This is a genomic window from Candidatus Nitrotoga sp. 1052 (genome assembly GCF_927312905.1).
Taxonomy (GTDB): Bacteria; Pseudomonadota; Gammaproteobacteria; order Burkholderiales; family Gallionellaceae; genus Nitrotoga.
In genome coordinates, this window is sequence record NZ_CAKMHQ010000048.1 from 47,038 (window position 1) to 59,712 (window position 12,675).

Here is a 12,675-nt window from a genome sequence, read left to right on the forward strand (position 1 = left end):
GGGTCAGGCATTCGTTGGCAGGTATTTACTGATTACTTCGAAGAGGCGGTTTTCGTTGACCGGTTTTGTGAGATAAGTATCACAGCCAGACATGGTGCCCCGGATCTTGTCGAAAGTTGAATCTTTGCTCGAGAGCATCACGACCGCAGTTTTTGCGCCACCTTTCTTGGACTTGATGAGCTTGCAGACCTGATAGCCATTGATTCCTGGCATCACGACATCGAGAAAAACGCAGGTGTAGTGTTTGGTGCCGGTGAGTCCAACCGCCTGTTCCCCTGTCTCGGCGAAATCGACATTGAAACCAAATGGCGCGAGCTTTACGCGCATGAATTCACGCACAGTCATATTGTCGTCACAGACTAGAACCCAGTTAAATGGACGATCAGACGGGCACACGGGCGCCAGGTTACCTGTCAGGCTGTGATTTACTGAGACTGCCTTCGGAACTGCTGTATTTGATATTATTGGTGGGGCTATCGAGGGTACCGATGATCGCAGGGCTGACATTGCGATCATCGGTTGGGTTTTCTCGTAAGGAGCTGCTATTCGAACTGCAGGCTCTGGCCTGGGCGTCTGGATTGGTGCGTTAATTCCCACTGCGAGATCGAATGCTTTGAACAGCTTTGTCCATTGCAATGGTCGTGACAGAGTTGTGCACGAGATACCGTGATTGGTGTCGCCGATCAGAATCGCAGGCCGGGTGTTCGTGGCATTTTTTTGACGAAAATCCGCTATCGCACTCGCGTCTTCAGCATCAACGAGAAAAACGTCCGGCGCCGAATCCATTGTCGGCATAAACTCGACAAATTTAGGCGCGCGGCGCGCGGACAGACTGAAAATGCTTTTCAAGATAATCCGTTCGGTCTGGCTGAAGCCGTGGACATCGACGGTGTATTGAGGTTTCGCCGGTGACATGGTTGTGGATGCTTCCATCATCATAGATTTCCGATCAAGCCTGAGGAAATTACGTACTCGATGACCGCGTCGGCGCTCTCAAAGCGTGCTGCGGCCGATTTAGCCATCATGCGATTCAGGATGGGCTGAAAGCGCTCGAGACCCACGGGCAATATGGGTACCGGAAGATTTACGTGTTGGTAAAGAATCGCCTGCACGGAACTTCCCTTGTATGGCGGCTGTCCCGTCAACATTTCGTAAAACATGGCCCCCGTGCTATACAGGTCCGTCCGCTCGTCGACGGGTAGGTCCAACGCCTGCTCAGGCGCGAGATACGACGGTGAACCCATGATTTCACCGGGGCGGGTAGGTAACCGGACTGCATCGGAATGCTCGGCAATTCCGAAATCGGCGAGTGCGAGTGAGCCGTCCCTGCGAATCATCACATTGTCTGGTTTCATGTCGCAATGAATGATACCCAGTGCGTGAATCGCGGAGAGTCCGCCCAGAATCTGCAGCAACGAGGCGATTGCGACTTGAGGTGTGGGATATTCTGAGATAAGACACCGTAAATCCCCGCCGGGAAAAAACTCCATTGAAATATAAGCGTGGGTTGAAGTGAAACCCTGATGATAGATGCGTGCGACGTTGGGATGATCAATCTGCGAGATTAGTGCGAACTCATGCAAAAAACGCTGCAATATATCGTCGTTGTCAATGTCGATTTCTATTGTCGGAACAAGTTTTAGCACTTGCTGGGTATGAGTGACGAGATTCTCTGCGAGAAAAACTTCAGACATTCCACCCTGTCCCAGCTTGCGCAGTAAGCGATAGCCTTCCACTTCGATCGGTTGATTTTGAGGAACCGTCTCGAGCGCGTTTTTAACACTCGAATAATGGTTTTGCATCGAGTCTGCCTGCTCTCGTGCCAATTCGAATATTGCTGTATTTACAGCTACAGATTGACCCAGCTTCTCATAGAAAGCGCTATCCGTGTGAGGGCTAGCGGTGCGCGGGTTGAGTCCTATGACCTCTATGGCCTGAATCTGAAGCGTTTTTCTCTTCATGGTCACCATGCCGCCACGGCCGAGTTGAAAACGGTCTCCGGCTATATTTGCACAGGTGTGGCTCGTCGCGATGCTCCAGCCGAGCACTTTGGTCATTGTTTGCAGGCGTTCAGCGATATTTACCGTATCGCCGATTACGGTGGTTTCGATTGCGGTGCCACTGCCCATATTGCAGATCATCACTTCGCCCGAATGTATGCCGACACCGACTGCGAACTGAGGAAATTTACGTCCCTGGAAGCGCTGCGCGATCCAATCACGAAAGGAGTCGGCGGCGAGCACTATCAGGAGTGCCACTTTAAGTGCACGCTCGGCGTGATCATCCGGTTGTTCCACTCTCGGCTCAAACATTGCTACCATTCCATCGCCGAGGAATCTCACCACCCATCCACACTGCTGACGGACTGGCTCATACGCTCGGTCAAAGAATGCATTCAAAAATTCAACAACTTCCTCGCCGTGAAGTTGGTCGGCGAACATAGTAAAGTTACGAATATCGACGAAGAGCACTGAACCATGGACTGTGATCTGGGCCGCAGGAATGACAACGCCGCCGCTTGATAGCTCACCGCGGCGCAATCTGGTATTGGTGCACTCATTAGTTTGATATAGCAAGGAATTATCGCGGGTCGGAGCATATTCAGTGATATCTCCAGCTATTACCTTGCGCATGATTTCAGCCTGCTTCAGATGCCCGGAAACAGCATCAGGCAATACGGCATGGCTTATTTCTGATGACGCAATCATTTGACCACACCGAAATATAAGCTCTTGTGGGTAGATGAGAAAAGCTCAAAATTTTCGATAACTGGATTCATGGCCTGCATTCTTAAGCTTGGATGATCATGACAATGCCGCTTCGATTTGCCTTATGCTGCAAGGCACAATTAACCGCTGCTATTTAAAATAGCGGATGGATTTTGGAAAACTTTAGCTCGACTTTGTGTTTTTTAGGCTTTCTGTGACTTGTAGTGGAATACCCTTCGATAAGTGCAAGATGAACAAGAAGAAATAGTCAGCTAAAAATCCGTCCATCCTAAGCTTGTCGAAGGATATACGGATTTGTTTCTGCTGCAGGAGGTTGAAAGTCAATGACCCACTCTATTTCACATAGAGCCGTTTTTTTTGTTTGGTGTGCAGTAATATGGTGCCACTTTTACTCTACGCAGATGTGTTCGTCCATATTCCAATTCACCGTTGGTACGCGTGGAGAGCTATAAAAAATATTACGCTAAAAAAGTGGTAATCTAAAAAATTAAGATGTATGTCGTTGGCCTCGCTTGCTGACTAAGAAATTTTTGCATCGGTACTCATCGATAAGTCATTGGCTAAGCAAGTGGGAGAGCGTTATCATGCTGGCGCTAGAATGACTGGGATAATCGCCTGTATGCGGCAAGTTTGCATGGATAAAACGTGTTGCCCCTATAAACCAGACCTCGTTGCAATACTATTTTACGGGTATCCATATAGCAATATCAGCTTACCCGCTTAAATCGACTCAAGTATTGACATACTGTCACGCTTAGAATTTTTAATGTATAGAGATGCCCTAATATGGATATTGAACAGGCGCTAGAAATCGTTAGTCAGACTCACCCGGGTGTTGTGCGATCGCATAACGAAGATAGCGTGGCTTATGACGCGTCGTGTGGGTTAGTGGTGCTGGCTGATGGTATGGGTGGGCACAATGCGGGTGAAATTGCTAGCGGCATTACAGTTTCACTGATAACGACCGAAATAAAGCATAGCTTGGAAAGCATGCGCCCCGAAGATCGAAGTGAAAGCGGTGAAGATGTTGGAGTGATACTGTTACGCGAAAAAGTGCAAAAAGCGAATGCCTCTATCTACCATGCGTCGCAGAGCCAGCCGCAATATGCTGGAATGGGTACCACGGTGGTGGCCGGGCTGTTTTACGATAACCGTTTAGCAGTCGCCCACGTCGGCGATTCACGTATGTACCGACTGCGCGGTGAAATATTTGAGCCAATCACTCGTGATCATTCGCTGTTGCAGGAGCAAATCGACAGAGGCATGCTAAGTCAAAAAGATGCGCGACTATCCAAGAACAAGAATCTGATTACGCGCGCGGTCGGAGTTGATCCAGCGGTCGAGGCGGAGATTCAAGTTCATGCGGTGCAAGTGGGCGATATTTATCTACTATGCTCGGACGGTTTGAACGATATGGTCGAAGACGATGAGATCGCTACCACGATGCAAATGCTGCGTGCCAATCTACAGCTGGTGGCGAGACGGTTGATTGAAATGGCAAACGATAATGGCGGGCGTGATAATGTATCCGTGATACTTATTAAAATTAACGGTGAGTTTGCCGTAACGCGGGGCTGGCTCGCAAAAATGCTGTCCTGGTTCAAGAATTAAATACGGGGATTGATGATATGGCGGCGAAACTGATACTAAGCATGGATGGTGTGGTGTTGCAGGAATATGTTCTGGACAAGGAACATATGACGATAGGACGCAAGCCGCACAATGAGATTGTTATTGATAATCTTGCTGTTAGCGGTGAGCACGCTGCGGTAGTGACCATACTTAACGATTCCTTTCTGGAAGATTTGGATAGCACCAATGGAACCATGGTAAATGGCGCGACAATTAAGAAGCATTTCTTGCAAAATAATGACGTAATTGAAATCGGCAAATATAAACTCAAGTATCTGAACGATCAGAAAAATCAATCTACTGCGGCAGATTTTGAGAAAACAATGGTATTTCGTGCGTCTGCCCGTATCGCATCCGCCGCCCCTGTGAAAGCTGATCCGTATGAAATGACAGGGAAGTTAAAACCTACGGAGCAGCCACAATTATTAGCACCCGCCGAGAAAGTACCTGAGTTGCGACAGATTGAGGCTGTCACACCATCACAGCCTGCTCCTGTAACCTCCGCTGAGAAAGCGCCTGACTCGCAGCAAGCAATGGGTGTAATACAGATACTTAACGGACCTAATGCCGGTAAAGAGCTTGAACTCGTGAAGAATCTGACTACCGTAGGAAAAGCTGGCTTGCAAGTCGTAGTATTTACACGTCGTCCGCGTGGTTATTTCATCACCTATGTGGAAGGAGCAAGCTACCCCAATCTTAATGGCAAGCCGCTGGACGATCAACCGTGCCAGCTTAATGAGCACGACATTATTGAGTTGGCGGGGATCAAAATGGAGTTCTATCTCAAAAGCTGAGGGCATGTTTCAGTGTGGGCTTTATGCGGCGCAAGCCGCTAACCTGCGCTATCACATCATCGAAACCGCCTTCTCTAATTCAGAAAAAAGAATTGGCACTACTGGCCAAGCATTTGTATTACAGACTGCTGGCGGGAGAATTGCTCAAATTCAAGTGAGATATGGGCCAGAATTCTACATCACCCATCAATCGGGAGAGGTAAACATGACCACGCAGGAAATCAGCGAATGCCTGCATGGATTCAAACCGGTGATGTTGCACAACGGTCTAGTGTTCAAGTTTTATCTCTGCAGAAATAATAAATAAAGTTGCACAGTTTTCCATCCGGAATATCGCATTTGTCCTGTCTTTGTTTCAAAATCGCATGGAGAATTTTCGCTAAATGCCGCTATCTTGATAGCAAGCAACAATGTTCCGTAATCTCACCATGCGGCAAGCCACATTTGGAGTTATCAGGGAGAAGTAGATGGATAATGCACCAACAATACGGCTTGAACGACGGGCCAATGTTAGCCAGATTGAGGCGCAGCTGGTATTCACGAAGAATCTTAATCATGTCATAAGCAATATTCATGATCACGTCATAAGCAAGATTAATACTGCATACAATTTCGACGAAATTATGCTGGAAGTTAGCAAGGATATCTGCACGATATTCAATGCTGATCGCCTCACTATTTATTCACTGGATAAAGACAAGGTTACGCTGATTTCAAAAATAAAGACCGGGGCAAACTCATTCAAGGATCTCAAACTACGCATTACTGAGCAGAGTCTCGCCGGGTATGTGGCGCTAAATAAAAAAATACTTAACATCACGGATGTATACGACGCGAACGAGCTAGCTTCGCATAGTATCAATCTACGCTTCCTGCAAGACGTGGATCAACGCACTGGCTATCGTACCAAGCAAGCCCTTGTGGTGCCCATACTCGATTCAGATAGCAAGGATTTGGCAGGTGTCATCCAGGTTCTCAATAATAAGTCCGACCAACCTTTTTCGGCGATGATAGTAGATGGGATATTGGAGCTAGCGCAGAACTTGGCCGTGGCGCTGCGCCAGAGTCAGCAGCAGCCTGCTGCTAAAACCAAGTACGATCATTTGGTTTATGACGCGGTATTATCTGCCGACGAATTGGATCTGGCCGTGTCCACAGCGCGGCGCAAAAATGCTGACATTGAGGATGTATTGCTCGACGAATTTCAGGTTAAACCGGCCGCGCTTGGTAAAGCGCTTGCGCTCTTCTTCGGTGTCCCCTATGAACCGTTCAAGCCTGATCGCACCAAACCGTCCGATTTACTCAAAAATCTAAAACGGGAATATGTGGAAAGCAGCCAATGGGTGCCGATAGATGAGATTAAGGAAGGCTTGGTAATACTTACCACTGATCCAGAGTGGATACAAACCTCACGCGTGGTGAACAACGTTTTTTCGAAGAACCGACTGGTTTACAGAGTGTGTTCGCAACGCGAATTCAATGCAACCCTCAACTTGTTCTTTGGCGGAGGTGGAGCCAGTGGCATGTCCGGTGGTTCGGAAATGGACGGCACCTCAATGGATGAGATGCTTACCGCCATGGGAGGGGATGAAGAAGAGTTCGATGAAATTAACCAGGAGGAAGCAAGTGCGGCGGCAGACAATGAACTAGTCAAGCTGGTTAACAAGATCATCATGGATGCCCACAAAATGGGCGCCTCCGACATTCATGTCGAACCCGCACCGGGCAAGGGCAAGACCGTGATTCGTTTGCGCAAGGATGGTTCGCTGCTACCTTACATCGAAGTGCCATCATCATTCCGCAACTCTCTGGTTACGCGTATCAAAATTATGTGCGATCTTGATATTTCGGAGAAGCGCAAACCGCAGGACGGCAAAATCAAGTTCAATAAATATGGCCCTCTGGATATTGAACTGCGTGTTGCCACCATTCCCTCTCAGGGCGGCATGGAAGACATCGTGATGCGTATTTTGGCCACCGGCGAGCCGATAAAGCTCAATGAGTTGGGCCTGTCGGCGCGTAATCTTGAAACCCTGAAAACGGTAATCAGCAAACCTTATGGTCTGTTTTTTGTATGCGGTCCTACTGGGTCTGGTAAAACCACTACTTTACATTCCGTGCTTGGCTACATCAACAAGCCTGAAACAAAAATCTGGACGGCAGAAGACCCGGTAGAAATTACACAGAAGGGTTTGCGCCAGGTACAGATCAACAAGAAGGCAGGCATGGATTTCGCCACCATCATGAGAGCCTTTTTGCGCGCCGACCCGGACGTGATCATGGTGGGTGAAATGCGCGACAAAGAGACAGTTTCCATCGGCATAGAAGCCTCGCTTACCGGCCATTTGGTGTTCGCCACCCTGCATACCAACAGTGCGCCTGAATCCGTTGTACGATTATTGGATATGGGTATGGATCCGTTTAATTTTTCCGATGCCTTGTTAGGTGTTCTAGCGCAACGTTTAGCCAAGCGTTTGTGCAAGAAATGTAAGAAACCACATACCGCCACTCAAGATGAACTCAAATCATTGCTTGCCGAATACTCGACAGAGCTTATGAACTGCGCGCTCTGGAAGCAGGATGCCAACGCTGCTTACAAAGCTCTGTACGCCGAATGGGTCAAGCTGTTCGCCGATGAAATGGGGAGATTCACGTTATATGAACCGGTTGGCTGTGAAGATTGCTCCGGCACAGGCTATCGCGGACGGGTGGGTTTGCACGAATTGATGGTGGGCACCGACCTGATAAAAAAGAATATTCAAGAGCACGCCCGTGTCGCGGAAATGTTTGCCAACGCACTCAACGAAGGCATGCGCACCCTGAAGCAAGATGGCATTGAAAAGGTTTTATCCGGCATCACCGACATGCATCAGGTGCGTATCGTTTGCATGAAGTAACTGCGGCACAAGCAGAAAAAATAAATCCGTACGTCCTGAGCCTGCCGAAGGATGAGCGGATTTTTAGCTGATTATTTCTTGTTGTTCATCGTGCACTTAACGAAGGTTTACCCACTACGAATCACATAGAGCCGATTGGCATTATTTTTCTTGCATTGTGTCCTTATGCGGAAATCAAAGTGACGAAAATTGTCACTTACCTGACATAAATCGGCTTCCCGTTTAATGCAAAGTATCAAAGTTACTCCTGAGACTACTCCGTAAACCCAATCCAGACGCGGATAGTTGTAAGTGAGGATGAGTTGGCATGAATCATGCTTATAATAAAGCGCACACCTCGTGTACAGAATTTTTAACTCTTAAAGGAGTCTCAATCATGAAACAAATGCAAAAAGGTTTTACCCTGATCGAATTAATGATCGTGGTCGCAATTATCGGTATTCTGGCTGCGGTAGCGATTCCGGCTTATCAAGACTATGTAGTTAAAGCCAAGCTTTCAAAAGTCGCGACCGCTGTGGATCCAATTAAGATGGCGGTTGCTATGTTTATTCAGGAAAATGGTACTGCCACGGCTCTTACTCTTGATAACTGGACTTCTTTGGGACTTAGCGCCGCTCCAACACCAACCACAGAGGTTGCAAGTTATAGCGTGGCGGCTACAAATGGCGCTATCACAGCCACTCTCTGCACTGCTTGTATGAAGAGTGGAATCGATGGCAAAACTATCACGTGGACTCCAACACCGGGAGCCACGGCTATCACTTGGGGAGTCACTTCAAATAGTTCAGACACAGTTCTGACAAACGCCATTTCCAAGTGGATATAGTGTGAAATAAAAGCCTTTACTCGAACCAATATTTTTAAATTGTAGAATTGATGATTTTCTGAGGACCCGCGTTCTGTAATGGATCGCGGGTTTTTTCGTATGTGACTGATATTACATTGGTGTGCTCGATGAATTTCTTTTCTAAATTTGTTTACCCGATTGATCGAATCAAAGCGCTGATTTTGGTGCTGCTGGTTATTGTGGTGTATGCCCCTTTTTTGAATAATCCCCTGATATTTGATGATGTTCCATTTTTTGGTGCAGCGATAGATCATTACGCAAATACACTGTTTCGTTTTGATTTACGCTGGTTTCCCTATACGACGTTTGGCGTTACCTGGGTATTTTTTGGAGAGGACCCGCCTGTTTTCCGCATACAGAATTTATTGTTGCATGGTGTGAATGTGCTGTTGCTGTTGCTGGTCTTACGGGTCTGGATCGAGCTATTCATCACTGATTTGAGCAAAGAAAAGATCGCGAACTGGGGGGCGTGGTTGGGAGCGCTGGTATTCGCATGCCACCCTCTCGCGGTTTATGGCGTAGGCTATTTGATACAACGCAGCATTCTGATGGCGACAATGTTCACATTAGTAATGCAATTGGCCTATTTGCGTGGCCTGCTGGAGGGCGACAAACGCTATATGGCGCTAGCCGTCATGGCGTATTTTCTGGCACTTTTTAGCAAGGAACATAGCTTGATGGCTCCCGTCATATTGTTACCTTTGACTTGGGCGATTCGTGGCCAGAATAAACTTTCGTCCCGTGCTTTGCTTGCGACTTGGCTAGGGTTTGCATTGGTTGGGCTGTTGGTGGTGCTTCGCATAAAAGGTATATTTGGTGTGCCTTATGAGAAGGATGCGGCGGCATTGTTTGGGGAACAAGCGCTGCTCCTGGGAACTTCATCGCTGCACTTGCTGAGCGTGTTGACGCAGGCGGGTCTTTTTTTCAAGTACTGCTTGTTAATGCTTGTGCCCAACCCCGCGTGGATGTCGCTGGATATGCGCGAGCCCTTTATCCTTACTTGGAAAGAGTGGACAAGTTGGATCGGCTTGGCTGCTTTTGTTGCTTATGGCGCATTTGCGTTGGTTTTTTTGCTGCGCGGTGGTCGCGTCGCTTTGTTGGGGTTGGCAATGCTGTATCCGTGGTGTTACTTCATGGCAGAATTTTCAAGCATACGCGTTCAGGAAATTTTTGTGCTGTATCGCAGTTATTTATGGTTGCCCGGCTATATGTTGTTATTGCCTTTACTGCTTAGTTCACTTCCCAGTCGAAAAATCATGTTGGTTGGTGCATTAGCGGTTTTGCTATTAGTGCCGCTGGCATGGAATCGATTATGGGTGTTTGCGGATAAGTACCGTCTATGGGATGACGCGGTGCGCTTGCTACATGGCGAAGATCGCCTCGGTGCCCATCGTACCTATTTCAATCGCGCACAAGCTTCGGCTGCGGTTAAAAATTGGGATGCGGCCATTGCGGATTATCAAAAATCACTGGCAATTAACTCAACCTATCCTGAGGTGAATGTTGCGTTGGCCTCTGCATATTCAAACTCAGGACGGTATCCGGAAGCGCTTGCAGAATTTGATAAAGTGATTGCTGGCAACCCGAAAAATGCCAGTGCCTATTATGGTAAAAGCGTCGTGTTAAAAAATTTACATGACATGGCAGGGTCGATACAGCAAATGGAAAAAAGCTGTCAGTTGGGACTGAAACAAGCTTGTATCATCGTGGCTTTTAATCAGCAGAATAAGTTGAGTCAGCAGCAACAAAAGAATGCTTCACCATAAGCAATGGCATTTCAGGCCGAATAATCTGAACTTTATTTTTATGGCCGAATGAATGTTGGATAGAAAAATATCAATTCCTTTTCGCCTGTGCCGCCGCAATTTCCTTGAACTGTTTCAGCTCACTTTCAATGATCGACAACTCGTGAAAATCAGTGCCCGCTCCCTTGGCCAATTCCAGTTGTTCAATCGCATTGAGCAAGTTGCCGCGCAGAATGTAAGTGTAGGCCAGCGCGTGGTGCTCTTCTTGTCGTTTGCCCAATGCCGCGTAATTGCGTGCCATTAGCTCATGCAAACGCAGGTCATTGGGATGAGTGATAATTTGTTCGTTTAGCAGCTTGAGCGCGTCTTCAAATCGATTGGCATCCAGCAGCAGCTCGATGTAGTCATAGGCTAGCGCCCGGTGCTGTGGAAAGTTCTGTGTGGCGCTGCGGTAGAATGCAGTCATACTTGTGTTGTTCTTGTCTGTACGCTTGATTTGTCCGGCCAGCGTCGCGATCATCGGGTTTTGTGATACCAGTGTTTGCAACGGGGCGAATTCCTGAGTGGCGCGTGCGATTTGTCCGGCGCGCAGCAGTGCCAGTACCAAGCCGTAACGCTGGGCTGTCTGATTGCCATGCTTTTGCTCTCCAATTGCACTTTTGAAGAAGTTAGCCGCTTCCTGTGGGTTCTTTTGCATGGCCCGCAGTTTGGCGCGCACCAGTTGAAAGTTGAGGCTGTCGGCAACCAGGCGATAGGGGGTCTGCTGCACGCGGTTAGCGACATCGGCGATGCGTTCGCTGGTGATCGGATGGGTGCGCAGGTAAGACGGCATGTTGTTGTCTAGCAGGCGTGTGGACTTTTGCAAGCGTTCGAAGAAGATGGGCATGGCATGCGGATCGAAGCCTGCTTTTTGCAGAGTAGTGAGGCCGATGCGGTCCGCTTCCTGTTCATGAATGCGGGTAAAGTTCAATTGCCGTTGGATAGAGCCGGCCTGCATCCCGACCATGGCCGCCTGAGAGGCTTGCGGGTTACTGCGTGCAGCCAGGATAGCCACTGCAAGGCCAGCTATGGCGGCCATTGAGTCGATTTTCTGACCCGCTACCATACGTGCCAAGTGATGCTGGGTGACGTGAGCGATTTCGTGGCCAAGTACTGAGGCGAGTTCGGACTCGCTTTGTGCCATGAGCATCAACCCGGTGTTTACCCCAATGAAGCCGCCGGGCAGCGCGAAAGCGTTGATGGTATTGTCGTTGAGGGCAAAGAATTCAAACTCCTGTCCTGGTTCGTTGCTGTTGGAAACTAGCTGATACCCAAGCTGATTAAGATAATCATTGACTTCAGCATCATCAAGGTAGTCTTTATCGGAGCGGATTTCAAACATGCTCTGTTCGCCGACTTTTCGCTCCTGCTGCGGTGACATAGCCTCCTGCGATGTGTCGCCCAAGTCGGGCAGGCCGTCAGCGCGGCACAACAGCGACCATGTATAGAGCACTATGTACAACAAATTTTTCATGACAATATGATACCTGTTTCGCCTGGTGGTTCCCAAGTATGGAGCGCAGGGTTTCAGAACGGAATTCGGGTGGGATACCCGTGTTTACTTGTTAGCAAGGTATAATGAAAATTGCATTGGCTCTATGTGATTCGTTGTGAGTAACCCTTTGATAAGTGCAAGATGACAACAAAAAATAGTCAGCTAAAAATTAATTCATCCTTCGACAAGCTCAGGAAGAAAGGATTGACTTCTTCTGCAAGAAGTTGAAAGTTGATTACCCACTGTATTTCACATAGAGCCCTTTTATTACACATTTGCTGCATAATTATTTTGAGAGCCCGCTTAAACACTGGAAAACAGTAATTAACTGTAAAGATTATGAATATTAACAAGACAGAATCACAGGTTCAAATGGACGAAAGCTCCGCGCTTGCTGTGGATTTCGCCGCAGCTCTGGGTTTTTCTGAGACGTTCAAGCTGCAGAGTGGCGTTACGGATTGGGCGCAAGCAAGTTCGTCACCTGCGATATGAGTACA

At 48.0% G+C, this 12,675-nt stretch carries 10 protein-coding genes; 7 read left to right on the forward strand and 3 right to left on the reverse strand.

Annotation, left to right across the window (positions count from 1 at the left end):
* Positions 1 to 3: 3 nt before the first annotated feature.
* Positions 4 to 939, reverse strand: coding sequence for a response regulator (locus tag MJ768_RS10130; protein ID WP_239291348.1), 936 nt, complete (start codon positions 937 to 939; stop codon positions 4 to 6).
* On the reverse strand, positions 936 to 2,708 hold the full coding sequence (locus MJ768_RS10135) for a protein kinase domain-containing protein (protein WP_239291364.1): 1,773 nt from the start codon (positions 2,706 to 2,708) through the stop codon (positions 936 to 938). The genes MJ768_RS10130 and MJ768_RS10135 overlap by 4 nt, the downstream gene beginning before the upstream one ends.
* Before the next feature lie 807 nt (positions 2,709 to 3,515).
* Between MJ768_RS10135 and MJ768_RS10140 the strand changes: the two genes are divergently transcribed.
* From MJ768_RS10140 to MJ768_RS10170, 6 genes are all read left to right on the forward strand, one after another.
* Complete coding sequence (locus MJ768_RS10140) at positions 3,516 to 4,340, forward strand: Stp1/IreP family PP2C-type Ser/Thr phosphatase (protein ID WP_239291366.1); 825 nt, start codon at positions 3,516 to 3,518, stop codon at positions 4,338 to 4,340.
* Positions 4,341 to 4,357: 17 nt separating this feature from the next.
* Positions 4,358 to 5,155: an FHA domain-containing protein gene (locus MJ768_RS10145; RefSeq protein ID WP_239291376.1), complete on the forward strand. Its 798-nt coding sequence runs from the start codon at positions 4,358 to 4,360 to the stop codon at positions 5,153 to 5,155.
* A 4-nt stretch (positions 5,156 to 5,159) separates the two neighbouring features.
* A complete protein-coding gene (locus MJ768_RS10150; RefSeq protein ID WP_239291378.1) occupies positions 5,160 to 5,462 on the forward strand; it encodes a hypothetical protein in 303 nt (100 codons plus the stop codon).
* 160 nt (positions 5,463 to 5,622) lie between these two features.
* Entirely contained in the window at positions 5,623 to 8,052 is a 2,430-nt protein-coding gene (locus MJ768_RS10155; protein ID WP_239291388.1) for an ATPase, T2SS/T4P/T4SS family, read from the forward strand.
* Between the two features lie 376 nt (positions 8,053 to 8,428).
* Positions 8,429 to 8,878: a pilin gene (locus MJ768_RS10165; RefSeq protein ID WP_305855924.1), complete on the forward strand. Its 450-nt coding sequence runs from the start codon at positions 8,429 to 8,431 to the stop codon at positions 8,876 to 8,878.
* A 128-nt stretch (positions 8,879 to 9,006) separates the two neighbouring features.
* Positions 9,007 to 10,665 (forward strand): tetratricopeptide repeat protein, encoded by a 1,659-nt coding sequence (locus tag MJ768_RS10170; protein ID WP_239291390.1) that lies wholly within the window; start codon positions 9,007 to 9,009, stop codon positions 10,663 to 10,665.
* Positions 10,666 to 10,735: 70 nt separating this feature from the next.
* Here MJ768_RS10170 and MJ768_RS10175 read toward each other — a convergent pair whose 3' ends face one another.
* Entirely contained in the window at positions 10,736 to 12,157 is a 1,422-nt protein-coding gene (locus tag MJ768_RS10175; RefSeq protein ID WP_239291399.1) for a beta-barrel assembly-enhancing protease, read from the reverse strand.
* 360 nt (positions 12,158 to 12,517) lie between these two features.
* Here MJ768_RS10175 and MJ768_RS10180 point away from each other — a divergent pair, with 360 nt between their 5' ends.
* Positions 12,518 to 12,670, forward strand: a complete 153-nt coding sequence (locus MJ768_RS10180; protein WP_239291401.1) for a hypothetical protein — start codon at positions 12,518 to 12,520, stop codon at positions 12,668 to 12,670.
* The last annotated feature ends 5 nt before the right edge of the window (positions 12,671 to 12,675 follow it).

Coding starts and splice junctions, on each gene's coding strand:
- MJ768_RS10135 (WP_239291364.1), bottom strand. CDS start 2,708: ATGATTGCGTCATCAGAAATAAGCCATGCCGTATTGCCTGATGCTGTT.
- MJ768_RS10165 (WP_305855924.1), top strand. CDS start 8,429: ATGAAACAAATGCAAAAAGGTTTTACCCTGATCGAATTAATGATCGTG.
- MJ768_RS10140 (WP_239291366.1), top strand. CDS start 3,516: ATGGATATTGAACAGGCGCTAGAAATCGTTAGTCAGACTCACCCGGGT.
- MJ768_RS10155 (WP_239291388.1), top strand. CDS start 5,623: ATGGATAATGCACCAACAATACGGCTTGAACGACGGGCCAATGTTAGC.
- MJ768_RS10175 (WP_239291399.1), bottom strand. CDS start 12,157: ATGAAAAATTTGTTGTACATAGTGCTCTATACATGGTCGCTGTTGTGC.
- MJ768_RS10150 (WP_239291378.1), top strand. CDS start 5,160: ATGTTTCAGTGTGGGCTTTATGCGGCGCAAGCCGCTAACCTGCGCTAT.
- MJ768_RS10170 (WP_239291390.1), top strand. CDS start 9,007: ATGAATTTCTTTTCTAAATTTGTTTACCCGATTGATCGAATCAAAGCG.
- MJ768_RS10145 (WP_239291376.1), top strand. CDS start 4,358: ATGGCGGCGAAACTGATACTAAGCATGGATGGTGTGGTGTTGCAGGAA.
- MJ768_RS10180 (WP_239291401.1), top strand. CDS start 12,518: ATGAATATTAACAAGACAGAATCACAGGTTCAAATGGACGAAAGCTCC.
- MJ768_RS10130 (WP_239291348.1), bottom strand. CDS start 939: ATGATGATGGAAGCATCCACAACCATGTCACCGGCGAAACCTCAATAC.